Consider the following 23,649-nt stretch of genomic DNA (forward strand, 5'->3'; position numbering starts at 1 on the left):
ACTGGCTTTTAACACACTGTTGAGTTCTCAAGAAACGGACGCGTACACCATCACCCACACCCGACCAACCGGTCCGGCAGAACTCCGGGGCGTTCGTTTTATTCTGTTCTTTCGTTGTGCCTTTATTCTTTCAGGCCCGCTTTTTCGTGTCAAACCGACCCGATCCGGCTTACCTGTTTCAGAATTCACTGCCCCCCCTTCTCAGGGGGACCCGCCTAACGTACTCGACGGTCCGATTCATGTCGAATCAAACCCCTTTAGGGGACAAAGATCCCATCAAGGCTGAGATGATCAGAGAGGGTTCCGAGGCCCCGGCGCCACCGCCGTCTCCCTCGGGTCTGGTGAACTTTATGAACCCCGACCCGCATCGTCAAATCAACCGCGCCTCGCATGGAAGCAAGGCGCGTTGTGGCGTGCGCGCTTCAGGGAAAGCGGCTCCGACAAAACGGAGGATGCCGGGCACGCCGGAGACGGACCGGTCATGTGGTGTCCCGGCTGTGGGCCCTCAACGCGAGGCGGGCGCGGTGCACCCCGGTAGCGGAAGGAAGGGAATACACCCATGGTTCGCGCTGGAAACTCCGGTAATCTGCCGCTCGTCTTCAGGAGGTGGCAGGTGGCCGGAGCTGGCGCCTTTGCGGTACCGGGCTACGAGGTGTCCGGGGTGCTCGGCCAGGGCGGTTTCGGGATCGTCTACCGGGCCAGACAACTGGCGGTGGATCGTGAGGTCGCGCTCAAGGTGGACAACCGGGTGCTGGTCTCCGAGCGGGACCGGCGCCGCTTCATGCGTGAGGTGACCTCGGCCGGCGCCCTCTCCGGTCACCCGCACGTCGCCCATGTCTACGACGCGGGGGTCCTGCCCGACGGGCGGCCGTACATGGTCCTGGAACTGTGTCCCGGCGGGTCTCTGCTGGATCGGATGCGGGCCGAGAAGCGGTTGCCACCGGCCGAGGTCGCCGACATCGGCATCCGGATCGCCGACGCGCTGTCGGCCGCGCACGCCGCCGGGGTGCTGCACCGCGACATCAAACCCGCCAACATCCTGATCAACCGGTACGGCAATGTGGTGCTCTCCGACTTCGGCCTCGCCACCATGCCGTCCTCGGGCAGCGAGGTGTCGGTGACCCGGGAGTCCCTCACTCCCGCCTACGCCCCGCCCGAGGCGTTCGAGCTGACCGAGCCCGCCGCCGCCGGTGACGTCTACTCTCTGGCCGCCACGCTGTACGCGCTGCTCTCGGGGCGCCCGCCGCGCTTCCCCGAGAGCGGCGTGGTCAACATCGCGGTCATCATGGCCCTGCACCGCCTGCCGGTTCCCGACCTCCCGGAGGTTCCGCCGGAGCTGACCGCCGTGCTCAGGGAGGCCATGGCCACCGACCCCGCGCGACGCACCCCCTCGGTGGCCGCGCTGCGCGACGCCCTCACGGACCTGCGCCTGGAGGGAGGCGCCCCTGCCCGGCCCCACGCTCCGCGCCCCGCCGTCCCCCACCGGGCCCCGAGGCCCGCTCCGCCGCCGGTTTCGACACCGGAGAAGAACCCGGTGCCCATGCCACCGCACGCGTCGCCGTACGGCACACCGCCGGGGCAGCGCGGGGAGCCTGTGCGATCGCATCTGACGTCACCGGGCGTGAAGGGGCTCTCCGGTACCCAGCCGCCCGCGGTGGCCCCGGAGCATCCGGCCACGTCGAACGCGCGGGTCTTCGTCGCGGTGGCCGTGGCCTTCGCGATCCTGCTGATGGCCGGCGTAGGGCTCATGTACATCGAGAACCGCGACCAGACACCGTCCACCGGGCAGGGGCCCGGCGCACAGGCCCCCCAGAGCCCTGGCGAGGACCAGAGTGCGACCCCGAAGACGGGCACGTCCGCGGCTCGCGAGGTTTTCGAGGTCGCCACGGTCACGACCCCCTGCCCCGCGGCGGCGGTGGCGGGCGCGGGGGCCGCGTGCGTGGCGAAGAACGAGTGCTGGGGCGGCCTCGTCGCGATCGCGGGCGACACCACGGCGAAGCGGATCAGCTGCCAGGAGCCCCACGCGTGGGAGACATTCGCGATCGCCCCGCTGCCCCAGGGCTCTCTCATCTACGATCCGGCCGTCCTGGAGAAGGATCCGACGGTGAAGAAGGTCTGCTCGGACGAGGTGATGTTCGCCTCCATGTTCGACGAGCGCAATGACCGGCGGACAAGGTGGCACAAGACGATCCTGCCGCCCTCGCGGGAGCAGTTCCAGGGCGGGGCGCGGACCTACCGGTGCCTGGGCGGCCTCATCGGACGTGAGCTTCCGGGCGTCATCAGCTTCGGCCGCTGAGTCTTCTCGGCGCGGGCTCGTCCCCGCCGGGTGTCGGAACCATCGGAAAAGCAGGTCGTCCACCGATCGGCACGGTACCGGGACCTTCTTCGCACGTTCGATCGGGGTGGGTGCAGACTTGCCTTCCCGGACGTGAAAAATTAGACGCGGTTGGACGGAGGTGGAGCGTGAACGTCCGCCTCCCGATCCGCGTAGGTCACAAAGTAGGTCACCAAAGGTGGCGGCATTCACCACGAAGTCGCTCAGGTTTTCGAGAAATCAGCCAACGGTATCCTGCCGCGTTCTCCTTCCGGTCGTGAAGACCGGGTTTTTCGAGCTGGAGGTTTTTGATGTCTCAGGCACAGATCGGTGTGACAGGACTGGCCGTGATGGGGGCGAACCTCGCCCGCAACCTGGCCAGGCACGGGCACTCGGTAGCGGTGCACAACAGGTCCCAGCACAGGACCAAGGCGCTGATCGAGGAGCACGGGCACGAGGGAACCTTTGTCCCCTGCGAGACCCCCGAGGAGTTCGTCGCGGCGCTGGAACGGCCCCGCCGCATTCTGATCATGGTCAAGGCGGGTGCGCCGACCGACGCGGTGATCGAGGAGTTCGCTCCCCTGCTTGAGCCGGGCGACATGCTCGTGGACGGCGGGAACGCGCACTTCCTGGACACGCGCCGACGCGAGGCCGCGCTGCGCGAGCGCGGCATTCACTTCGTCGGCGCGGGGGTTTCCGGCGGGGAGGAGGGCGCGCTGCTCGGGCCGAGCATCATGCCCGGCGGTTCGAAGGAGTCGTACCAGGCGCTGGGTCCGCTGCTGGAGGACATCGCGGCGAAGGTGGACGGTGTGCCCTGCTGCGCCCACATCGGCCCCGACGGTGCCGGGCACTTCGTGAAGATGGTGCACAACGGCATCGAGTACGCCGACATGCAGCTCATCGCCGAGGCATACGACCTGGTCAGGCAAGGACTCGGCCGGACCCCGGCGGAGCTCGCGGACATCTTCGCGGAGTGGAACGAGGGTGAGCTGTCCTCGTACCTGATCGAGATCACCGCCGAGGTGCTGCGCCAGGTCGACGCCGCGACAGGCAAGCCGCTCGTCGACGTGATCGCCGACCGGGCGGAGCAGAAGGGCACCGGCCGCTGGACGGTGCAGATCGCGCTGGACCTGGGCGTTCCGGTGAGCGGAATCGCCGAGGCGGTCTTCGCGCGCTCCCTGTCCGGTCACGCGGACCTGCGGAAGGCCGCACGGGGTCTGCCCGGCCCGTCGGGAGTGCCCGCAGGGGCCGTGGGCGAGGACTTCGCCGAGGACGTGCGCCGGGCGCTGTACGCCTCGAAGATCGTCGCTTACGCCCAGGGGTTCGACCAGCTCAGGGTCGCCAGCACGGAGTACGGCTGGGATCTCGACCTCGGCACGCTGGCCACGATCTGGCGGGGTGGCTGCATCATCCGCGCCGTCTTCCTCGACCGCATCCGCGAGGCGTACGCGGCGGAGGACAAACCGGTCACCCTGCTCGCCGCCCCCTACTTCGCCGAGGCGCTGACCCTGGCGCAGGACTCGTGGCGGCGAGTGGTGGCGAAGGCCGCCGAGCTGGGCATCCCGGCACCCGGTTTCTCAACCGCGCTCGCCTACTACGACGGGCTGCGCGCCGAGCGCCTGCCCGCGGCCCTGATCCAGGGCCAGCGTGACTTCTTCGGCGCTCACACCTACGAGCGGATCGACCTTGAGGGCTCCTTCCACACCCTGTGGTCGGCCGACCGCACGGAGGTCAAGGGCTAGCCTGCGTATCCCTCGCCCCGAGGTGACCGTCTGCCGCGCCGGATCGGATGCGGCCGCCGACCCGTGACAGGGCGGCACACTCGGGGCAGGGGCCGACCGCCCCTGCCCGGCCCCGCGCAGTGTCGCGGCTGGACGTGCTGCCTCCTTCCGCTTCCCGCATGGTTCCCGTCTGAGCCGCCGTCCGAGGTGGGATCGGCCGCGCCGACTGATCCCGCCTCCCGCGCGACAAGTTTCGCATTAAATGACCTTTTTGTACCTTTATTTCCATTACACGACTCGCGCTTAATGCTGGAATTCGCTGGAATTCAAGGGAGGCTGGTGGAACTCCTGTTACGCTCCGGGCCGTGAGTGATTCACTGGACGCGCTGGAACGGCGAATAGCCGAGCTCCGCGCCGAGGTGCGACGGGCGGTCAAGGCGAAGGAGAACTCGCTCGCCCGATCGCTGCGCGGCGACCTGCGCAGAGCGGAGCAGGCGTGGGACGCGGCGATCACCTCCGAGGCCCCCGAGCCGCCTCACGAACCCGAGACCTCGCTGGTGCCCATCAGAGAGCAGGTGCACCAGGCGCTGGCCATGCTGGGCGTGCCGACGGCGGCCAAACTGATCGTGGCGGTGAACGACGCCTTCTTCTCCCGCGAGTTGCGCGGCTCCCAGCTCACCAGCCTGCGGCGCGACGAGGAGCGCTCGTTCCGCGGTGACCCCTACGCCAGGCCGTACTACCTGTGCGCCGCATTGACCGACCGCCTCTCCCCCGCCCGCGGGCTGTTCGCCGACAGCACGTGGCCACCCGAGTCGCGGGTGCTGGGGCCGCTGAGCCCACGCGTCGACTTCCTCGTCTCGGCCATGCGCGTCGCCGAGCACCTGACGCGGCTGGCGGAACCTCCCGCGGGGGCGGTGCGACTGCTGTCGCGGATGGCGCAGAACATCCCGGGCGCCGTCGAAGGGTTCGCCCCGGCCGACCCGGCGACCGCGATCCGCGCGGCACGGGCCGAGCTGGAGGTGCACCTCGCCACCGACTCCGCGCAGCGGGCCGAGGTGGCGGCACGGGCGATGAGGCAACTACCGGACGTGGAGCGCCTGTTCGGCGCCACCGCGATGAACACCTTGAGGGGGGCCTGTTGAAGACCAGGCTGGACGGGGAGACCGGTTCATGAACAAGCTCGGGGAGAAGGCCTTCCAGAACAGGCTTGACGAGCTGCGCGGGCCGATGCCCTCCCGCCCGCACGACGCGCGGGCCATCGCGGCGCTCGCCGCCAACCCCGGCTGCGTCCGCCGGGCGGTGATGGACGCCGCGGGGGTCGACAAGGACCTCACGGCCCGGCACGTCGGCTTCCCCGCCCCGTTCGGCCAGTCCCAGTTCGCGATCACCCGCGGGAACGTGTTCGAGTCGCTGGTGAAGGAGAACGGGTGCGCGGAGCTGCTGCGCCTCCTGCGCGAGCTGCTCGGCCTGGAGGTCGCCCAGGTCGGCTACCAGGACGTGGAGAGCATCGGCTCCCATCTGCGGCACTCGCACACCCGGGCGCTGATCGACCGCGCGGCGCGCGAGGACGACGGGACCGCGGTGTTCTACGACCACCCGCTGCTCAGTCTGGAGATCGCCGGGCACACCTCCTACCTGGAACCCGACGTCGTGGCCTTCCAGATCGGGAGGCGCTTCCACATCGTGGAGATCAAGTCGTTCAGCGTGATCGACGGCCAGGCCGAGCCGGAAAAGGTCGCGGCAGCGGCGCGACAGGCGTCGGTCTACGTCATGGCGCTGCGCACGCTCATGGCCGACCTCGGGCACGACCCGGAACGCGTCTCCCACGACGTGGTCCTCGTCTGCCCGGAGAACTTCGCCAACCGCCCCACGGCGGCGCTGGTCGACGTACGCAAGCATCTCTCCGTGCTCAACCGCCAGCTCGCCCGGATGACCAGGGTGGAGCGCCTGCTGGAGGACCTGCCCGGCGGCCTCACCTTCGATCTGGCCCCCGGCGAGGACGGTGTGCCGACCCGCTCGGCCGAGGAGCTGGCCCAGGCACTGCTCCAGGTGCCCGCCCGCTACGCGCCCGACTGCCTGTCCACCTGCGACATGTGCATGTTCTGCCGTCACGAGGCCCGCTCCTGCGGGTCCACCGACCTGCTCGGGCGCCAGGTACGCGACCAGCTGGGCGGCGTCTCCGGCATGGACGAGGCCCTCGGCCTGGCCGAGGGCACCCGTGAGGTGGCCGAGGGCCAGGAGGAGATCGCCCACCTGCTCCGGCTGGCGCACCGGCTGCGCGAGGAGTCGCTGCGGTGAGCACACTGACGGCGCTGGCGCGGCTGCGGGCCGCCAGGGACGGCGTCGCGCAGCGGATCACCACGGTCCGGCACTGCCACGTCTCCGCCCAGCCGCTGGTGTTCATCCCGCTCAAGCTCGCGGGCGAGGCCGCCGCGCCGCTCGCCGCCATGGTCGGCACCGATCCCGGTCACCCCCGGCTGCTCGTCGTTCCCCAGCCCCGCAACCGGGACCTGCGGTTCGCCTTCACCGCCGGGCTGGCCGAGGTGCTGCTGCCGTACATCGAGGGGTTCCAGAAGAGCACCGAGACGGTCGAGCGAAAGAGCGGCGAGCCGTACGAGCGATGCCTGGACGCGCCGCAGATCCTGGTGCCGAACCGGCCCGCGGCCTCGTTCGCCGCGCTGCTCGGCCGCTCCACCCGCTTCCGCAAGGCGGAGGGCCCCTACCCGGTGCATCCGTCGGTGCCGCTGCTCGGCCGGTGGCTGACCTATCTCGCCGACCGGTCGCTGCAGCCGGGCTCCTCGATGCTGCTCGCCGCCACCGAGGCGCTGAGCCTGCACTGGGCGACCGGGCAGAGCAACCTGGAGGACGCCAACCTGGCGGCGCTGCTGGGATGGATCGATCCGCCGCAGGGAATGTCCGGGCGGCAGGCGGCCGAGGAGGCCGAGGACCCGCTGCTCTGGCCTCCCGCCGGCCCCACCACCGACCCCGGCTTCGACAACGAGGTGCTCGGCCCCGCGATCCGCGCCTACGAGGAGGCGCCGACCGATCGCGCCGTCGACCGGATCGGCCAGGCGTTGCGCACCCAGCTCGAACCCACCTGGCGGCTGATGTGGCGCAGCGTGGAGTTGTTGCGCTCACTGCCCGAGGGGACGCGGGTGAAGGACCGCTGGGAGATCGACCGCGGGTCGTTCACCCGGTTCGTCGAGCGGATCGCCGAGGGCGGGCCGCCTCAGGCGCGCAGGGACGGGGCGGTCGGCGCCGCCGCGCGGCTGGCGGGGCTGGAACGGGCGCGGGCGAGCTACGACGTGCAGCGCGCCCATGACGACCCGTTGCTCATGGCCGAGTACCGGCTGAGCGGCGAGGCCTTCGCCGGGACGGTGACGTCCGCCGACCTTGAGCACACCGAGGGCGAGGGCCGCTCGCGCAAGCTCAGACCCCTGATCACGGTGCGGACCGACGACCCGGTGCGGCTCTCCCCCAAGACCACGGTCGGCTGCCCCGACCGGCGTGGCCACGCCGCCGAGATCGTCGAGATCGCGGACGGGGAGATCACCCTCAAGGTCACCAAGGGGATGGGGCGGGGTAGGACACCGGCCCCCGGTTCCGTGCCCGAACCGGGCGAGCAGGTCTCGTACACCTCACTGACGGACGACTTCCAGTCGTCGGCGGCACTGCCCGATCCGGAGCAGACGCCGTGGACCCACGGCGGCCCTCCACAGGAGTACGAACCCGGCGACGACGACGCGCAGGAGGAATGGCTTTGAGCGTTCACCGGATCCCGGGCCGCCGGGCGACGCCTCGTCCCACCGCGTGCGGGACGGGCCGTGACCGGGGTCTTGACGGGCGCCTTGACGGGAGCACGACATGACGACCCCGCAGCGGGAGGCCGCCGCCGTGGTGGAGGCCGTGCTGGCCGACCTGCCCCGCCATCGCGGCGTGGTCGTGGACTCTCCGCCGGGCGCGGGCAAGTCCACGCTGGTGGTGAGGGCGGCGGGGCACATCGCGGAGACCGGCGAGCCGCTGATGATCGTCGCCCAGACCAACGAGCAGGTCGACGATCTGGTGGAGCGGCTCGCGGTCGAGCACCCCGACCTGCCGATCGGCCGCCTGTCGGCGAGCGGCTACGTGACCCCCGGCCGCGTCCTCGCCCACCCCAACGTCTCGGTCGCGGGCAAGCTGCCCGACCTGGGGGATCCGGCCGTGGTGATCGCCACCGCCGACAAGTGGGCCTGGGTCGGCGACCGCACCTGGCCCTGGGCCATCGTCGACGAGGCGTACCAGATGCGCTCGGACAAGTTGCTGCGCATCGCCTCGCTGTTCGAGCGGGCGCTGTTCGTGGGCGATCCCGGCCAGCTCGACCCGTTCTCCATCGTGGACGGCGACCGGTGGGCGGGCCTGTCGTGGGACCCGGTGCAGAGCGCTGTCTCGGTGCTGCTGCGGCACAACCCCGACCTGCCGGTGCACCGGCTGCCGGTCTCCTGGCGACTGCCCGCCTCGGCGGCGCCGGTGGTCTCCGAGGCGTTCTACCCGTTCACCGGGTTCCGCGCGGGGACGGGTCCGGACGACAGGTCGCTGGAGTTCACCGTGAACGGCATGCGCACCTCCCACGACCTGGCGCTGGAGGAGGCGGCCGTCTCCGGCTGGGCGCTGTACGAGCTGCCGAGCCGTCACACGGTGCGCACCGACGCCGAAGCCGTCGCGGCGACCGCGATGCTGGCGACGCGGCTGCTCCAGCGGGGCCCGGTCGCGCACTCCGAGCGCGGCAGCCATCCCGTCACCGCCGACAGGATCGCCATCGGCGCCGCGCACCGCGACCAGGTCGCCGCGATCAGGGCCGCCGGGGTGCCGCCGGAGATCACGGTGGACACCGCCAACCGTCTGCAGGGCCGGGAGTACGACGTGACGATCGTGCTTCACCCGCTGTCCGGGCGCCGCGACGCCACCGCGTTCCATCTGGAGTCCGGGCGGCTGTGCGTGCTCACCTCACGGCACCGCCACGCCTGCGTCGTGGTCGCCAGGGCGGGCATTCCCGAACTCCTGGACGCCCACCCGTCGTCCGAGCCGGTCCAGCTCGGCGTGCCGGTGAAGTTCCCCGACGGCTGGGAGGCCAACCAGGCGGTGCTGGCCCACCTCTCCAAACACCGGGTGACCCCGGACCGGTGACCCGGACGCGCCGTGCCGGAGTGCGCACCGCCGCACCGCAGTGATCTCCGCAGTGATCTCCGCGATGATCCCCACGGCCCCGTGCGGCGAGGCCCGTACGGCGGGAGGTCAGATCGTGCGCCGCCAGACGTCGATCGCCAGCACCTGACGCATGCCCACCGAGAGGTAGAGGTCGAGGGCGGGCGTGCTGTTGTTGGCGTCGACGTGGAGGTAGGTGCCGACCCGCCCGCGGCGGGCGTCGGCGGCGAACGCCCCGCGCAGCATGACCTTTCCCAGACCTCGGCCCCTGAAGGCGGGGAGCACGGCCAACTGGCGCACGTACCCGCAGTTCTCGTCCCCCAGGAAGGCGTTGGTCCCCAGCAGCATCGCCGCGGGCTCGCCGTCGAGGCGGGCGACCGTCAGTTGTGCCCAGTCGGTGGTGACCGAGGAGTCCAGCTCCTCGTACCACTCGTCGTAGTCCTTCGGGGCGAACCCGAAGTGCTCGGCGAAGCCGGCCTGCTGCACGGCGTGCCCCTGACGGCGTACCTCCTCGGTGAGCCCGTCGTGCACCGTCACCCCGGCCGGGAGTTCGGGCCCGGGGACCGTCCCCTCGTGGTCGGCGCGGAGCCGGATGAAGCTGGTGGCGGCGGCGAAGCCGCGGGACGCGGCGATGGCGCGCTTGCCGCTGTCCTCGCGGTAGAGGCCGATGTCCACCACGGCCCGGTCGTGGCCGAGTTCGGCCGTGATCTGCCTGGCCCGCTCGGTCACGGTGTCCCAGAGCGGGCCGGTCAGGTCCGGTGCGGCGGGGTGCACGACGACGTCGACGTCGACGTTGTCGCTGCCCCCCTTGCGGCAGGCCCAGGCCCACGCCACCAGGCGCCCGCTCTCGTCGTGGACGAGCCAGCCGTCGGACTCCCCGGCGAAGGCGGAGTCGTTCAGGTGGTCGGCGACGTCGTCGAGCGTCATGTCGGCCTTGCCGATCACCTGGGTGTCGCAGAGCGAGATCAGCTCGTGGATCTCGCGGGCGTCCTCGGCCAGTGGCCGCCGGGTGACGTACCCGGTGGCGGGGATCGTTGTCTTCATGACCCCATCGTCGCGAGGGCGGCTTGGGGATCACTGGGTCGGCACTTGGCTCCCGGCTCATCGGCCGACCGGCCGATGAGCCGGATGCTCCCGTGGTTCGTCAGGCGACGGGAGCGAGACCGTCAGTCGAGTGCCGGGACCGGTGCCTGGGTGTCCTCGGATGCCTCGGGCGCGCCGCGCAGCGGGATCTCCTTGATGAAGGCCGCCAGCAGCGGCACCAGGACCGCGAACAGGATCGCCCACCAGAAGACGCCGGAGATCGACTCGGCCAGCGACTCCAGGAAGCCGACCCGCACATTGGCGGGAAGCTCGTGCAGCGCGGCCGGGTCGAACTGGGCGCCTCCGGAGGCGATCCGCTCGCCCGCCGCACCCAGCTTGCTCTCCAGGCTGGAGGTGAGCCGGTTGTTGAAGATCGCGCCGAACAGCGAGACGCCGAACGAGCCGCCGATGGAGCGGAAGAAGGTCGAGGCGCTGCTGGCGACGCCGAGGTCCTTCTGCTCGACGCTGTTCTGGGCGATCAGCATGGTGGTCTGCATCAGGAAGCCCATGCCGAGGCCGAGCACCGCGATGAACACCCCGGTCTGCCAGGCGGGGGTGTTGACGTCCATCAGGGAGAGCAGCCACATCGCGACCGCCATGCCCACGCCACCGAGGATGGGATACACCTTGTACTTGCCGGTCCTGGTGATGGCGCGGCCGACGAAGAGCGAGACCACCATGGCGGCGCCCATCATCGGGAGCAGCAGCAGGCCGGAGTTGGTGGCGCTCGCCCCCTGGACGGTCTGCTGGAACAGCGGGAGGAAGTTGATCGCACCGAACATGGCGAACCCGAGCAGGAAGCCCACTCCCGAGATCAGGCTGAAGTTGCGGTCGCGGAAGACGTTGAGCGGCATGATGGGCTCGGCGACGCGGCGCTCCACCAGGACGAACACCGCCAGCGTGATCACGGCGAGCCCCGCCAGGCCGAGGATCTGCCACGATCCCCACGCGTAGTCGTTGCCGCCCCAGGTGGTGATGAGGACGAGCGCGGTGATGCCGACCGAGAGCAGGGCCGCGCCCAGCCAGTCGATGCGGTGCTCGGTGCGGAGCTTGGGCAGTTGCAGTTTGACCGCGAGCAGGGCGAGGGCGACGAACCCGATGGGCAGGTTCACGTAGAAGGCCCAGCGCCAGTCGAGGTGGTCGGTGATGAACCCGCCGACGAGCGGACCCGCGATCATCGCGAGTGACATCACGGCGGCCATGATGCCCTGGTACTGGCCGCGCTCGCGGGGCGGGACGAGGTCGCCGATGATCGCCATGGCGTTGACCATCAGGCCCCCGGCTCCCAGGCCCTGGAGGGCGCGAAAGGCGATGAGCTGCGTCATGCCGTCGGACGGCCCGCCGAGCATCTCGGATCCGGCCATGCCGCAGAGCACGGAGCCGATCATGAAGATGACGATGGAGGCGAGGAAGATGTTCTTCCTGCCGTACAGGTCACCGATCTTGCCCCAGATGGGGGTCGAGACGGTGGTGCCGAGCACGTAGGCGGTCACCACCCAGGACAGGTGCGTCAGTCCGCCGAGTTCGCCGACGATGCGGGGCATCGCGGTGCCGACGATCATGTTGTCGAGCATGGCCAGGACCATCGCGAGCATCAGGCCCGGCAGCACTACCATGACCTCGCGACGCCGCGCCGGCACGGCCGCGGTCTCCTTCACTTCTGTGCCCCCAGTTTTTGTGATCTTGCTTACTTGCCGACCGGCTAGCGTCGGCTATGCTGGAATGTAGGCCGCTTACTTGCCGGCCGTCAAGTTAATTTCTCGGTAAGGGAACCATGAGGGAAAACGCCGACACACGGACGCGCATTCAGGAGATCGCCCTGAAGCTCTTCACCGAGCAGGGCTACGAGGCCACCTCGCTCCGCGAGATCGCGGAGGCCCTCGGCGTGACCAAAGCGGCACTTTACTACCACTTCAAGACCAAGGACGACATCATCGTCAGCCTGGCGGAGGACCGGGTGCGGGCGGTCGAGGAGCTGATCGCCTGGGCCCGCACCCAGCCGCGCACCGACGAGACGCGCGAGGAGCTGATCCGCCGCTACGCCCACGACCTGCGACGGGGCAGGCACCACGAGATCATGCGGTTCTTCGAGCGCAACCAGACCTCACTCAAGAAACACCCGACGATGGAGAAGACCCGCGAGGGGATGTTCGAGCTGCTCACCTTCCTCGTCGATCCGCAGGACCCCCTGGCCACCCGGCTGAAGCACTCGATGTCCCTGTTCGCGCTGCACGCCTCGTGGTTCGCGCTCAGGGACGAGTCGATCACCGACGAGGAGCGCCAGGCGGCCGCCCTGGAGGTCGCGCTCGACCTCGCCAGGCGGTGAGCGTTCTCATCGACCCGCCCAGCTGGCCGGGTCCGCGCGGCCTGCTCTGGTCACATCTGGTCAGCGACAGCTCCACCGGGGAGCTGCACGCCTTCGCGGAGCTGCTCGGCATGCCGCGCCGGGCGTTCGACCGCGACCACTACGACGTTCCCGAGACCGTCTACGAGCGGGCCCTCGCGCTGGGCGCCGAGGCCGTCTCCTCCCGTGAGCTCGTCACCCGTCTCACCGCCGCCGGTCTGCGCCGGCGCAGGGTCCGCCCCCGGATCGACGCTTCTCGCATAGATCCCGACAGTGCGGGCATGGCATCCCCTTGATGGCATATCCGCACGTCAACGAAGGGAACGACATGCTGAACGGCAAAACGATCGCGTTTCTCGTGGCTCCCGAGGGGATCGAGCAGGTCGAACTCACCGAGCCGTGGAAGGCCGTCAAGCAGGCGGGGGGCACGCCCAAGCTGATCTCCACCGAGCAGGGTCAGGTCCAGGCGTTCAACCACCTCGACAAGGCCGACACGTTCCCGGTGGACGCCACGGTGGAGCAGGTATCCGTCACCGACTTCGACGGGCTGCTGCTGCCGGGTGGCGTCGCCAACCCCGATCTCCTGCGGACCGTACCCGCGGCCGTGGGCTTCGTGAAGGGCTTCTTCGACGCGGGCAAGCCCGTCGCGGCCATCTGCCACGCGCCCTGGGCGCTGATCGAGGCCGACGTGGTACGTGACCGCAAGGTCACGTCCTGGCCGAGCCTGCGGACCGACCTGCGCAACGCCGGGGCGACCTGGGAGGACAACGAGGTCGTGATCTGCTCCTCGGGTCCGAACACGCTGATCACCAGCCGCAAGCCCGACGACCTCAAGGCCTTCTGCCAGGCCGCGACGGACGCCTTCTCCGGATAGCGTCCTTCGATCATCGAAGCGCGGGGCGGGGGTCGGCGACCCCCGCCCCGCGGGCGTTCCACGCCCCGCTCCGGACCGCGTCGTCGCGAACCCCGAACCGGAGGGAATCCCCCCGGTTACATGCCACGGAAGAAATGCTTTGCCGTTTTCTGCCGTATCCCAGGGACACGATCACCCATCCTCGATTAGGACGGTTTCCCCAGGGCAGGGCTTCTACGTCGGCTGCGAATCGGCGATGAAAAGGGGGAGACCGTGGAGGCCACCATCGCATTGCGTCTGCCGCGTGACGCTGCGAGTGTTCCTGTGATCAGACAGCTTCTCGACTCCTCGCTGCAGGCCCTGGGGGTGGTGTCCCAGATTCGCGAGGACATCCAGCTCATGCTCTCCGAGGCGTGCTCCAACGTCATCCAGCACGCCATTCCCAGCGACGACTACATGGTCAGCACCGAGCTGACCAGGGGCCGGTGCGTGATCAAGGTGGTGGACGCCGGCAACGGCTTCGACTTCTCCGAGACCTCCTCCCCCGCCCCCACCTCCGAGCACGGCCGCGGGCTGCTGATCATGCAGGCCCTCGCCGATGACATCCGGTTCGTCAAGAGGCAGGAGCGGGGCTCGATCGTCTGCCTGGAGAAGATTCTGCGCTTCACCGAGGACGCTCCCGGGCTGTCACTGCTCCTCAACGAGGAACTTGAGCTCCAGCAGGGTGTCCCTGAGATAGTCGGTAACGGTCCACACATCGGGAACCATCTCCCGGCAGGCGATCACGCCGACGTCAAGTGAGCCGTCGTAGGAGAAGACCGTGATGTTGATGCCGCCGCTGGCGTCGGTCACGACGGAGACGGGATGGTACGCCAGAAGCCTGGCGCCACTCACGTAGAGGGGGATCTGCGGGCCGGGCACGTTGGAGATCACCACGTTGATGGGGCCCGCGCTGCCGGCGAACAGGTTGAAGGCGGCGCGGGAGGCGAGCCCGGTCAGCGCGGAAGGCATCATGTCGCTGAGCTCCTGGAGCCAGCGCGCCGGGGCGAGCGACGAGCGGTCCTTGATCAGCCGCATCGCGTCACGCACCGCCAGCAGCCGTTCCACCGGATCGGCGACCTGTGTCGCCAAGGTGGTGATCATGATGCTGACCTGGTTTCCCGCGCTCTGGTCACCGGGCAGGCGGAGCGAGAACGGCACCCCCGCGACCAGGGGCTGCTCGGGCAGCGCGTCGTGCTTGAGCAGCCACTGGCGCAGCGCCCCGGCGCACAGGGCCATCACCACGTCGTTCACCGTGACACCGAAGGCGTTCTTGACCAGCTTGACGTCCTCCAGTGGCAGGGCGGTGTAGGCGAACCGCCGATGCGCGCTGATCCTTCCGCTGAAAGGGGTGCGGGGAACGGTCATGCGGGGCATGGCAGGCACCTCGGCGGCCCCGGATCCGGACAGGCGGGTGGCGAGGTCCCTGGTGATCCGTGAGACCAGCCCCGCCCCGGGTGCCTGGGAGATCAGCGGGATCTCGTCGAGGTGCGGGACGGCGTTGATCAGGAACCGTATCGCGTTGGCCGGGTTGACGGCGACTTTGGCGAGCCCTCTGACGACCATCTCCCCCGTGTCGATCTCCTCCTCCGGCTCGCCCGGGGGCGCCAGCTCGACCTCCGCAGGCTCGGGTGAGGTGTCCAGCAGCCCGGCCAGCACGTCGGCGCCGGTGACGCCGTCGACCGCCGAATGGTGGACCTTCATGTAGAGGGCCGTACGGTCCCCGTGCAGGCCGTGGATGAGATACATCTCCCACAGCGGGCGACGCCGATCCAGGCGCCGGGCGTGCAGCCTGGCCACCTGCTCGCCCAGTTGCATGTCACTGCCCGGTTTGGGCAGCGCGATCTCGCGCACGTGGTAGTCGAGGTCGATTCTGGAGTCCTCGGTCCAGTAGGGGTGGTCCAGGCCGAACGGGACGAAGGCGAGCCGCATGCGGAAGGGCGCGGCCAGGTGGAGCCGGCGGGCCAGCAGCGACACCAGGTCACCGCGGGTCAGGCCTCCCGACAGGATCGCGAGTCCCCCGATGTTCGCGACGTTCGTCGAGGTCTCGAAATTCAGGAACTGCGTATCCACCGCGCTGAGCTGCCGCACCGTCTTACCTCCGCCGGGATGTCGTTCTCCCATCCTGCTCCCGTGAAGTCGCCAGAGCCAACGCGGCCAGCGCGAGGAGGACCACAACGGACACGAGAATTAACGACAGCGGAATGAGCACGAGCACGACGACGATGGCCATGATCTCGCTGATCAACTGCAACACCGGAAAGCTGTGCCCGGATTACCCGGCCGCTACACCGCATTCCAGCGACCGAGCTTCAGCGCGAGATGAAGTTCTAACCTGTGGGTTCCGTTCTTGAGGTTGCGGTCGGCCAGGTGCTCGATTCTGGTGAGGCGGTAATAGAGGCTGGTGCGGTGCAGGTGGAGCAGCCTCGCGGTCTCCTGGGCGTCTCCTCCGCTGTCCAGATAGGTCTCCAGGGTGGTGAGGAGCGCCGGGTGCTCGCGCAGCGCGTCGAGCGGGCCGCCGGCCGACCCGTGCGGGCCCGCGACCGGGTCGGCGAGCAGCCGGTAGACGCCCAGGTCCGGCCAGCGGGCGACCGGCCGCAGCGCGGGTTCGGCCGCGGCGGCCCTGGCCGCGGTGAGCGCCTCCTCGTGCGCCCGTACGGCCGATTCCAGCCCGGGGTGCGGTGCGCTGAGCCCGGCGCCCGCGCGGGTCCTGGCGGCGAGCCGCTCCCCCAGTGCCACCGCGTCCTCGCCGCGGTTCAGCAGCAGTACGGCGTGGCGGTCCAGGATCGTGAAGGCCGGCGGGCGGCGCACCCTGGCGAGCTCCGCGCCGACCGCCTCGCGCAGGCCGTCCGGGTCGCCCCGCAGCGCCAGGACGCGCAGCGGCCCCTCACCGAGCACACCGGCCGCACGCCGCACGCCGATCTCACCGGTGAGCAGCTGGCTCAGGATGTGGGAGCTGCCGCCGTCGTCGAGCAGGGCGGCGATCGCGGCGGCGTCGCGCACGGCCCTTTCGCGCTCCTGCGGGTTGAGCGGGCCGGGGCCCTCGATGATCCACAGGTAGCCGACGCGGCGGTCCTGGTGGAGCAGCGGGACACAGAGCCTCGCCGCCATCCCCAAGTCAGGATTTTTCGGGATCCGTACCGGCTCGCGGGTCGTGGTCACCCCGTGCGCCTCCTGCCAGGCCCCCACCTCGGCGGGAACCGAGCGCGAGAGGATGGCCTGCGCCCTGACCGGATCGACCTCCCCGTGATGGGCACTGTGCGCGACGACCCGGCCCTCCAGGTCGTCCACGGACATCCCCCGGCCCACGGCCACGGCGAGCGACTCCAGCAGATCCTGAACATCATCCGCTATCACGGTCCAATCCTACAGATGTAGGAAGTATCTCCGGCGCCGGAACGATGACTCGACCTGGCGTGGGCCGTAGCGTCGCACTTACTCATTTCGGGGGACCCGCCTCGTGGGAGCCGGGGAACCCGCCTCGTGAGAGTCGTTCGATCGCCCGGTGAAAGGAACCTCGTGGAGGAGCGCAGCCGCGTCGCCCCGTGGGCGCCGCCACGGGCACAGTTGCGCCTGGCCGAGCTTGAGGCCGAGGTGGGCGGACTGGGGTTCGACGCGGTGTCCCGGCTGGTCGACGCGGTACTGGCCGAGCACCGCGGCCGCCTCGACGAGGACGGCGTGGTGCTGTACGCGGGCACCAACACGATGAGCGAGCGCGCCAGGGCCGCGCACGAGATCTCCCTGGGGTGCCGCCCTTCGATGGGCTGGCCGGGCGAGAAGTTCCAGACCGGCCTGGAGGAGCTGGACGTGCTGGAGGTCCTCGCCCCGCTCCAGGTCGCGGCGTTGATGGGCGGTGAGTTCGCCGAGGTGCGCCTGCAGAGCGCCACGCTGGCCAACCTCGCCTGCTACAGCGCGTTCGCCGGCCCCGGCGACACGATCGCGGTGCTTCCGGAGACCGCCGGGGGTCACGCCAGCCACCACGCCCAGGGCGCCGCCGGAATCCGGGGCCTGCGGGTCGTCGACCTGCCCTACGACGCCGAACGGCTCGACGTCGACCACGTGGCCCTGCCGGCGTTCCTGCGCGCGCACCGGCCCGCGCTGGTGGTGGTCGGCGCGAACCTGATGCTGTTCCCGTACGACGTCGCGAGGTTACGGGCGGCCTGCGACGAGGTGGGGGCCCTGCTGCTCTACGACGCCTCGCACGTGGCGGGGCTCATCGCGGGCGGCCGGTTCCAGCGCCCGCTGGACGAGGGCGCGCACCTGGTGACCATGTCCACCTACATGTCCTTCGGCGGCCCGCCGGGCGCGGCCGTGGTGACCCGCGACGAGGATCTCGCCCGCCAGGTGTCGGCGGCCGCCTATCCCGGCCTGACCGCCAACTACGACGCCTCACGCCTTGCGCCGCTGGTCCTCGCCTCCGCCGAGCACGCCGCGGGCGGTTCCGCGTACGCCGACCGCTGCCTCGCCAACGCCGGGGCACTGGCCGCGACACTGGACGGCGAGGGCTTCACCGTGGCCGCCGCCCATCGGGGCTGGACCGTCTCGCACCACGTGGCGGTGGACGCCGCCGCGTTCGGCGGCGGGGACGAGGCCGCCAGGCTGCTGGCCGAGGGCGGCGTCTATCTCAGCGGCGTCCGCCTGCCGGGGCAGTCTTCCGGTGAGCCCGCGCGGGGCCTGCGGATCGGCACCCAGGAGGTGACCCGCCGCGGCTTCCGCCCGGAGACGATGGGTGAGGTTGCGGTCCTGATGCGCCGCCTGCTCCTCGACGGTCACGCTCCCGCCGCGGTCCACCGGGACGCGGTCGCCCTGCGCCGCACCACCCCATGATCCCGGACCGGCCCGCTCGACCCCCGGGGGTTCGCCCCCTGGCGGGCCGGTCCGTTCATCGCCACTCCCCCTGACAGACGGACCGGCCCGCGCCCCCCTGGCGGGCCGCTCCGTCTTCCCCCCAGCGCGTCCCCCCACCGGACGGGTCACCTCCCCGTCCGGTGGGAGGGACGCGCCGGGTGACGGCCGCGGCGGAGTCAGACCGCGCGGTGATACTGGTCGGGCCAGCGGGCGGCGGAGCCGAGCTCGCGGGCGGCGAGGTTCGGCCAGTACGGGGTGCGGAGCAGTTCCCGGCCGAGCAGGACCGCGTCGGCCTGACCGGAGGCGATGATCTCCTCGGCCTGCCGGGGCCTGGTGATCTCACCGACCGCGCCCACCCGCAGGTCGGTCTCGGCCTTCACCCTGGCCGCGTACGGCACCTGGTAGCCGGGCCCGGTGGGGATGCGCACCCCGGCGACGTTGCCGCCGGTCGAGGTGTCGAGCAGGTCGACGCCGTGGGCCAGCAGGTCCTTGGCGAAGCGGACGGTGTCGTCGGCGCCCCAGCCCTCGCGGTCGTCCGCGGGGTTCTCGGCCAGCCAGTCGGTGGCCGAGACGCGGAAGAAGAGGGGAAGCTCGTCGGGCCAGACCTCGCGCACCGCGTCGACGACCCGGAGCGCGAAGCGGGTGCGGTTCTCGTACGAGCCGCCGTACGCGTCGGTGCGGTGGTTGCTGACAGGCGACAGGAACTCGGCGATCAGGTAGCCGTGCGCGCCGTGGATCTCGGCCACCTGGAAGCCCGCGGCCAGCGCCCGGCGCGCCGCGGCGGCGAAGTCGCCCACGATCCTGTCGATGTCGCCGGCGTCCAGCTCCGTGGGGGTGGGGTGACGTTCGTCGAAGGGGATCGGGCTCGGCCCGACCGGCTGCCAGCCGTGCTCGCCGGGTCCGGTGGGCGCGCCGCCTCGCCAGGGACTGCGGGTGGAGGCCTTGCGTCCCGCGTGCGCGAGCTGGATGCCGGGCACGGCGCCGTGCTCCCGCAGGAAACGGGCGACACGGGTGAACGCCTGCTGCTGGCGGTCGTTCCAGAGTCCGAGGTCGGCCGGGCTGATGCGGCCCTCCGGCGCCACCGCGGTGGCCTCGGTCAGGATGAGCCCGGCACCGCCCACCGCGCGGGCGGCGAGGTGGGACAGGTGCCAGTCGGTCGGCACCCCCTGCTCCGGCCCCTCGACCGCCGCGGAGTACTGGCACATCGGAGCCATCCAGATCCGGTTGGGAATGGTGAGGGATCTCAGGGTCAGGGGCTCGAACAGGGCGCTCACGGTCGTACTCCTTCTGGAGAGGGTCTTTGGGGCGGCGCCCCGGCTTGACGCTAATACGATAATCTACGTACTACGACAGATGTCAAACTACGACTGTTCTCGTACAATCGAGCCACCCAAGGGAGGGAATCACCGTGTCGACCTCGTCCGTCAGGGCTCTGGAACACCCCGCGCGCGAGGACATCCGTCTGGAGGGCGTGCTGCACGCGCTGTCCGACCCGATGCGCCTTCAGATCGTGCGTTTCCTGTGGCAACTGGGCGAGGACGGGGAGGCCCCCTGCTCGGCGATCGATCTGGCGATCACCAAGTCGACCACCACCCACCACTTCCGGGTGCTGCGCGAGGCCGGGGTGATCAACCAGGCCTATCGGGGCACGGCCAAGATGAACGCGCTGCGCCGACGTGACCTCGACGTGCTCTTTCCCGGGCTTCTCGGCGCCATCCAGAGTGCCGACGCGATCCAGCGCGAGCGCGACGGCCACGACGGCTGACCGTCGTCGCGCGGCGACCGGCCCCGGCGTGATCCGGCCTCGGACCGCACGGTTCCGGCCGCCGATCCGGAGTCGAGCCGAGCGGCTCGGGCACGATCCGGTGGGTCAGGACGCCCCCCGTCGGCCGGTTCCGGCGGGGCCTGCCGGATCTGTAGGGTCGCGAGACGCAGTACGGTCCTGTCATGTGCCGGAGCATCAAGACCCTTCGTGAGCCCTACGCCAGCGACGTGACCGACGACGACGTGCGAGCCGCCGCGCTCCAGTACGTCCGCAAGGTGTCGGGCTTCCGCTCCCCGTCGACGCGCAACGCGGAGGCCTTCGAGCGGGCCGTCGAGGCGGTGGCCGCCGCGACCCAGACCCTGCTCGACGACCTCAGGCTGAGGCACGTCTCCCGGGACTGACCGCGGACGAGCGGACCTGCCCCTTCGCCGTGATCCGGCCGCCGAGGTCGCGGACGGAGACCTCGTGGCCGGAAGCGGTCACGACGCCCCGTGCCACCAGGCCCTGATGGTCGAACAACGGCGCCACCAGGCGGTAGTCGATCGCCGTGGCGAGCACGCCCTTTCCTCGCACGCACTCCGCCATGGCCAGTGCCTGCAGCGGACCGTGGGTCACCAGCCCCGGGTAGCCTTCGACGTCGCGGGCGTAGTCACGGTCGTAGTGGATGCGGTGCGCGTTGTAGGTCAACGCCGAGAACCGGAACAGCAGCACCGGGTCCACGGGCAGCGGCCACTCGTCCTCTTCGACCGCCACCGGTGTGAACATGCCCGCTTCGGCACGCGAGCCGGTGGCGACGGCGTCGCGATAGACGTCGCGATAGACGATGTCCTGTTCCTCGACGACCTTGACCTCGCCACCCTGGCGTACGGTGTGGCGCACGACGACGAAGGTCAGCGGCCCCGTGCGTCCTTCCTTCTCGGTCAGTGACACGACCTCGGTGCGTCGCGTCGCAGCACGCCCCACGACGAGCGGGCCGAACAGCCTGACCCGGCCGCCGGCCGCCATCCGGCGCCGTCCCGGCGCGGGTGGCGCGGGGATCACACCGCGGACCGGATGACCGTCGGCTCCAAGGTCGACCTGACGCGGCCGCTCCAGCAGGTAGACCCAGTGCCACAACAGGGGCAGCCCCTCGCTCTCCAGATCCGGCAGGTCGACGCCGAGGAGCCGGGCGAGCGCGACGGCGGGCTCCGGCTGGAGCGCCTCGGTGCGCTCGACGACCTCCGCCTCGACGACCTCCGTCTCGATGCCCTCCGTCTCGGTGCCCCCTGCCTCGGTCATTCGGCGGCCTCCTCGTGTCGCGGGCCGTGATCGGCCCGGATGCCCTCGTCGTGCCCGCCCGGATGTGGCACGATCCCCGTCACCGGCTCCCGGCCGGCGGCGGACGCGTGCGGCGTCTCTCTCACGCCCCCGGTCCGGCCGTCGTCCGGTGGCCGGCCCGCGCCATTATCCGGCGGGCTCGCTCCAGGACCGGCCTGTCGACCATCTGGCCGTTGCTGGTGAAAACCTCGCCCCCGGGCGCCTCGGCGAGCACCGCCCTCGCCCACTCCAGATCCGCGTGGTCGGGAGCGAAGGCCGCGTTGACGGGTTCGACCTGAGCGGGGTGGACGCACAGCTTTCCCCCGAAGCCGAGCCCCCTGGCGCGGGCCGCGGCCGTCCTGACCGCGGCGGTATCCCGGAGTTCGACGGTGACGCCGTCGATCGGGGCCGGCAGGGACGCCGCGCGGGAGGCCACGACGAGTGCGCAACGGGCGAACAGCAGGGCCTCGTCGGTATGCTCGGCGCCGATGTCGAGCGCGAAGTCGATCGATCCGAACGCCAGCGCGGTCACCGCGGGGAAGGCGGCGATGACTCCCGCCTCCTGAACTCCCAGCGCGCTCTCCACCAGGGCGACGATCCCGGCCTCGGCCGGCAGCCATCGGGCGACCCTGCGCAGGACGGCCGGTCCTTCCGTCTTGGGCACCATCACTCCGCGCAACCCCCGGCAGGAGGCCAGCGCCGCGAGATCGGCCTCGTGCCACCGGGTGTTCGCCGCGTTGACACGCACCCAGGCCGTCGCACCGCCGGCCAGCCAGGCCACGACCTCGTCGCGAGCGGACTCCTTGTCCTCGGGGGCGACCGCGTCCTCAAGGTCGACGACGACCTCGCCGGCACCGGCGCGGGCGGCCTTGTCGAACCGATCCGGCCGGCTGCCGGGGACGAACAGCCAGGACGCCGCGACCGGGGCCGTCACGGCCGCACCCGGTGGCGCCGGACCAGCTCCCGCGCGATCACGTTGCGCTGGATCTCGTTGGTGCCCTCACCGATGATCATCAGTGGGGCGTCACGGAAGTACCGTTCGACGTCGAACTCGGTCGAGTAGCCGTATCCGCCGTGGATGCGCACAGCGTCCAGAGCGATCTTCATCGCCGTCTCCGAGGCGAACAGTTTCGCCATGCCCGCCTCCAGGTCGGCTCGCTCACCCGAGTCGTAGCGGCGCGCGGCGTACTGGACGAGCTGGCGGGCGGCCGTCAGCTGGGTCGCCATGTCCGCGAGGTAGTTGCCGATCGACTGGTGCCTCCAGATCGGCTGCCCGAAGCTCTCACGCTCCTGGCTGTAGCGCAGGGCGTCCTCCAACGCCGCGGCGCCGACACCGACCGCTCGCGCGGCCACCTGGATGCGCCCGATCTCCAGGCCGCGCATCATCTGCGCGAAGCCGTGGCCCTCCGCGTCGCCGAGCAGCGCGGAGCGGGGCACGTGGAAGTCGTCGAAGGACAGCTCGCAGCTCTCGACCCCCTTGTAGCCGAGCTTCGGAAGGTCGCGTGACACCTCGAAGCCGGGCCCCTTCTCGACCAGCAGGATGCTGATGCCGCGGTGCGCGGGGGAGGCCGTGGGGTCGGTGAGACACAGCAGGGCGATCAGCTGGGACCGCCGCGCGTTCGTGATCCACGTCTTGGACCCGTTGAGCACGTACTCGTCGCCCTGCCTGCGTGCCACGGTGCGCATGGCCTGCAGGTCGGACCCTCCGCCGGGCTCGGTGAGCGCCATCGTCGCCCGGATCTCGCCGACGGCCATCTTCGGCAGGTAGTGGTCCTTCTGCTCCTGGGTTCCGTAGGCGAGGAGAAGCTTCGCGACCACGCTGTGCCCGCCCATCGCGCCGGCCAGGCTCATCCAACCGCGCGCGAGCTCCTCGGTCACCGCGGCGTAGCAGCGCGCGGAGACGCCGGCGTCGTTCCACGGCTCGGGGATCGCGAGGCCGTAGATGCCCATCCGCTTCATCTGCTCGATGAGCGCCTCGGGATAGGTGTCGGTGTGCTCCAGCTCCCGCACGACGGGTTTGACCTCGTGGTCGACCCATTCCCGCACCAGGGCGACGATCGCCGCTTCATCCGCGCTGAGTTCGCACATGGGAAGCCCTCCCGGGCGTGATGGTCAGGAACGGGGACACACGGTGCGCTTGGCCGCCAGGCCATCTTATTTTGCGATGTCACATCCTGTGAAATGCTGATATGTGATGACCTCACT

22 protein-coding genes are annotated in these 23,649 nt (G+C 70.5%); 13 read left to right on the forward strand and 9 right to left on the reverse strand.

Annotation, left to right across the window (positions count from 1 at the left end; genetic code table 11):
- The first annotated feature begins 559 nt into the window (after nucleotides 1–559).
- The 6 genes from AB0B96_RS36930 to AB0B96_RS36955 all read left to right on the forward strand — a co-directional run bounded on the left by AB0B96_RS36930 (nucleotide 560) and on the right by AB0B96_RS36955 (nucleotide 9,198).
- Entirely contained in the window at nucleotides 560–2,296 is a 1,737-nt protein-coding gene (locus AB0B96_RS36930) for a serine/threonine-protein kinase (RefSeq protein ID WP_362906429.1), read from the forward strand.
- A 329-nt stretch (nucleotides 2,297–2,625) separates the two neighbouring features.
- Nucleotides 2,626–4,056, forward strand: a complete 1,431-nt coding sequence (gndA, locus tag AB0B96_RS36935) for an NADP-dependent phosphogluconate dehydrogenase (RefSeq protein WP_362906431.1) — start codon at nucleotides 2,626–2,628, stop codon at nucleotides 4,054–4,056.
- Between the two features lie 344 nt (nucleotides 4,057–4,400).
- Complete coding sequence (locus tag AB0B96_RS36940; protein WP_362906433.1) at nucleotides 4,401–5,177, forward strand: hypothetical protein; 777 nt, start codon at nucleotides 4,401–4,403, stop codon at nucleotides 5,175–5,177.
- Between the two features lie 28 nt (nucleotides 5,178–5,205).
- Complete coding sequence (locus AB0B96_RS36945) at nucleotides 5,206–6,333, forward strand: hypothetical protein (protein WP_362906435.1); 1,128 nt, start codon at nucleotides 5,206–5,208, stop codon at nucleotides 6,331–6,333.
- Nucleotides 6,330–7,799, forward strand: coding sequence for a hypothetical protein (locus AB0B96_RS36950; RefSeq protein WP_362906437.1), 1,470 nt, complete (start codon nucleotides 6,330–6,332; stop codon nucleotides 7,797–7,799). The genes AB0B96_RS36945 and AB0B96_RS36950 overlap by 4 nt, the downstream gene beginning before the upstream one ends.
- 100 nt (nucleotides 7,800–7,899) lie before the next feature.
- Nucleotides 7,900–9,198 (forward strand): AAA family ATPase, encoded by a 1,299-nt coding sequence (locus AB0B96_RS36955; protein WP_362906439.1) that lies wholly within the window; start codon nucleotides 7,900–7,902, stop codon nucleotides 9,196–9,198.
- A 108-nt stretch (nucleotides 9,199–9,306) separates the two neighbouring features.
- Here AB0B96_RS36955 and AB0B96_RS36960 read toward each other — a convergent pair whose 3' ends face one another.
- Together AB0B96_RS36960 and AB0B96_RS36965 are read right to left on the reverse strand one after the other, a co-directional pair.
- The gene (locus AB0B96_RS36960; RefSeq protein ID WP_362906441.1) at nucleotides 9,307–10,260 is read right to left on the reverse strand and encodes a GNAT family N-acetyltransferase; all 954 of its coding nucleotides are present in this window, start codon (nucleotides 10,258–10,260) and stop codon (nucleotides 9,307–9,309) included.
- Between the two features lie 122 nt (nucleotides 10,261–10,382).
- Nucleotides 10,383–11,939 (reverse strand): MDR family MFS transporter, encoded by a 1,557-nt coding sequence (locus tag AB0B96_RS36965; RefSeq protein ID WP_350948445.1) that lies wholly within the window; start codon nucleotides 11,937–11,939, stop codon nucleotides 10,383–10,385.
- A 134-nt stretch (nucleotides 11,940–12,073) separates the two neighbouring features.
- Between AB0B96_RS36965 and AB0B96_RS36970 the strand changes: the two genes are divergently transcribed.
- From AB0B96_RS36970 to AB0B96_RS36985, 4 genes are all read left to right on the forward strand, one after another.
- On the forward strand, nucleotides 12,074–12,625 hold the full coding sequence (locus AB0B96_RS36970) for a helix-turn-helix domain-containing protein (RefSeq protein WP_362906444.1): 552 nt from the start codon (nucleotides 12,074–12,076) through the stop codon (nucleotides 12,623–12,625).
- The gene (locus tag AB0B96_RS36975) at nucleotides 12,622–12,939 is read left to right on the forward strand and encodes a DUF4031 domain-containing protein (RefSeq protein WP_362906445.1); all 318 of its coding nucleotides are present in this window, start codon (nucleotides 12,622–12,624) and stop codon (nucleotides 12,937–12,939) included. The genes AB0B96_RS36970 and AB0B96_RS36975 overlap by 4 nt, the downstream gene beginning before the upstream one ends.
- A complete protein-coding gene (locus tag AB0B96_RS36980; protein ID WP_362906447.1) occupies nucleotides 12,939–13,517 on the forward strand; it encodes a type 1 glutamine amidotransferase domain-containing protein in 579 nt (192 codons plus the stop codon). The genes AB0B96_RS36975 and AB0B96_RS36980 overlap by 1 nt, the downstream gene beginning before the upstream one ends.
- A gap of 252 nt (nucleotides 13,518–13,769) precedes the next feature.
- Nucleotides 13,770–14,297 carry an ATP-binding protein gene (locus AB0B96_RS36985; RefSeq protein ID WP_362906449.1) on the forward strand — a complete coding sequence of 176 codons (528 nt, stop codon included), beginning with the start codon at nucleotides 13,770–13,772 and terminating at the stop codon, nucleotides 14,295–14,297.
- On the opposite strand, the gene AB0B96_RS36990 is transcribed toward AB0B96_RS36985, so the two are convergent.
- From AB0B96_RS36990 to AB0B96_RS37000, 3 genes are read right to left on the reverse strand one after another with little or no spacing between them, the layout of a single operon-like run.
- A complete protein-coding gene (locus tag AB0B96_RS36990; protein ID WP_362906451.1) occupies nucleotides 14,184–15,626 on the reverse strand; it encodes a wax ester/triacylglycerol synthase family O-acyltransferase in 1,443 nt (480 codons plus the stop codon). The two genes, AB0B96_RS36985 and AB0B96_RS36990, sit on opposite strands and share 114 nt — an antisense overlap.
- A gap of 4 nt (nucleotides 15,627–15,630) precedes the next feature.
- Complete coding sequence (locus tag AB0B96_RS36995; RefSeq protein WP_350948439.1) at nucleotides 15,631–15,792, reverse strand: hypothetical protein; 162 nt, start codon at nucleotides 15,790–15,792, stop codon at nucleotides 15,631–15,633.
- 29 nt (nucleotides 15,793–15,821) lie between these two features.
- Nucleotides 15,822–16,892 (reverse strand): helix-turn-helix domain-containing protein, encoded by a 1,071-nt coding sequence (locus AB0B96_RS37000; RefSeq protein WP_362906454.1) that lies wholly within the window; start codon nucleotides 16,890–16,892, stop codon nucleotides 15,822–15,824.
- 162 nt (nucleotides 16,893–17,054) lie between these two features.
- Between AB0B96_RS37000 and AB0B96_RS37005 the strand changes: the two genes are divergently transcribed.
- On the forward strand, nucleotides 17,055–18,362 hold the full coding sequence (locus AB0B96_RS37005; protein WP_362906456.1) for a glycine hydroxymethyltransferase: 1,308 nt from the start codon (nucleotides 17,055–17,057) through the stop codon (nucleotides 18,360–18,362).
- Nucleotides 18,363–18,559: 197 nt separating this feature from the next.
- Here AB0B96_RS37005 and AB0B96_RS37010 read toward each other — a convergent pair whose 3' ends face one another.
- The gene (locus tag AB0B96_RS37010) at nucleotides 18,560–19,657 is read right to left on the reverse strand and encodes an NADH:flavin oxidoreductase/NADH oxidase (RefSeq protein WP_362906458.1); all 1,098 of its coding nucleotides are present in this window, start codon (nucleotides 19,655–19,657) and stop codon (nucleotides 18,560–18,562) included.
- Nucleotides 19,658–19,791: 134 nt separating this feature from the next.
- On the opposite strand from AB0B96_RS37010, the gene AB0B96_RS37015 reads away from it, so the two are divergent.
- Both AB0B96_RS37015 and AB0B96_RS37020 read left to right on the forward strand, forming a co-directional pair.
- Complete coding sequence (locus AB0B96_RS37015; protein ID WP_362906460.1) at nucleotides 19,792–20,148, forward strand: helix-turn-helix transcriptional regulator; 357 nt, start codon at nucleotides 19,792–19,794, stop codon at nucleotides 20,146–20,148.
- A gap of 182 nt (nucleotides 20,149–20,330) precedes the next feature.
- Nucleotides 20,331–20,549 carry a DUF2277 domain-containing protein gene (locus AB0B96_RS37020; RefSeq protein ID WP_350948434.1) on the forward strand — a complete coding sequence of 73 codons (219 nt, stop codon included), beginning with the start codon at nucleotides 20,331–20,333 and terminating at the stop codon, nucleotides 20,547–20,549.
- On the opposite strand, the gene AB0B96_RS37025 is transcribed toward AB0B96_RS37020, so the two are convergent.
- The 3 genes from AB0B96_RS37025 to AB0B96_RS37035 form a co-directional block, all read right to left on the reverse strand.
- A complete protein-coding gene (locus AB0B96_RS37025) occupies nucleotides 20,521–21,426 on the reverse strand; it encodes a MaoC family dehydratase N-terminal domain-containing protein (RefSeq protein ID WP_362906462.1) in 906 nt (301 codons plus the stop codon). The two genes, AB0B96_RS37020 and AB0B96_RS37025, sit on opposite strands and share 29 nt — an antisense overlap.
- 121 nt (nucleotides 21,427–21,547) lie before the next feature.
- Nucleotides 21,548–22,378 (reverse strand): CoA ester lyase, encoded by an 831-nt coding sequence (locus tag AB0B96_RS37030; RefSeq protein ID WP_362906464.1) that lies wholly within the window; start codon nucleotides 22,376–22,378, stop codon nucleotides 21,548–21,550.
- Entirely contained in the window at nucleotides 22,375–23,532 is a 1,158-nt protein-coding gene (locus tag AB0B96_RS37035) for an acyl-CoA dehydrogenase family protein (RefSeq protein WP_362906466.1), read from the reverse strand. The genes AB0B96_RS37030 and AB0B96_RS37035 overlap by 4 nt, the downstream gene beginning before the upstream one ends.
- Nucleotides 23,533–23,649 lie beyond the last annotated feature (117 nt).

The sequence above is a fragment of the Streptosporangium sp. NPDC049046 genome (assembly GCF_040649155.1).
Classification (GTDB): Bacteria; Actinomycetota; Actinomycetes; order Streptosporangiales; family Streptosporangiaceae; genus Streptosporangium.

Excerpts from the sequence above, each read along its gene's own strand:
- AB0B96_RS37035 (WP_362906466.1), bottom strand. The coding sequence starts at position 23,532 with ATGTGCGAACTCAGCGCGGATGAAGCGGCGATCGTCGCCCTGGTGCGG.
- gndA (WP_362906431.1), top strand. The coding sequence starts at position 2,626 with ATGTCTCAGGCACAGATCGGTGTGACAGGACTGGCCGTGATGGGGGCG.
- AB0B96_RS37025 (WP_362906462.1), bottom strand. The coding sequence starts at position 21,426 with ATGACCGAGGCAGGGGGCACCGAGACGGAGGGCATCGAGACGGAGGTC.
- AB0B96_RS37020 (WP_350948434.1), top strand. The coding sequence starts at position 20,331 with ATGTGCCGGAGCATCAAGACCCTTCGTGAGCCCTACGCCAGCGACGTG.
- AB0B96_RS36955 (WP_362906439.1), top strand. The coding sequence starts at position 7,900 with ATGACGACCCCGCAGCGGGAGGCCGCCGCCGTGGTGGAGGCCGTGCTG.
- AB0B96_RS36980 (WP_362906447.1), top strand. The coding sequence starts at position 12,939 with ATGGCATATCCGCACGTCAACGAAGGGAACGACATGCTGAACGGCAAA.
- AB0B96_RS36930 (WP_362906429.1), top strand. The coding sequence starts at position 560 with ATGGTTCGCGCTGGAAACTCCGGTAATCTGCCGCTCGTCTTCAGGAGG.
- AB0B96_RS36945 (WP_362906435.1), top strand. The coding sequence starts at position 5,206 with ATGAACAAGCTCGGGGAGAAGGCCTTCCAGAACAGGCTTGACGAGCTG.
- AB0B96_RS36970 (WP_362906444.1), top strand. The coding sequence starts at position 12,074 with ATGAGGGAAAACGCCGACACACGGACGCGCATTCAGGAGATCGCCCTG.
- AB0B96_RS36960 (WP_362906441.1), bottom strand. The coding sequence starts at position 10,260 with ATGAAGACAACGATCCCCGCCACCGGGTACGTCACCCGGCGGCCACTG.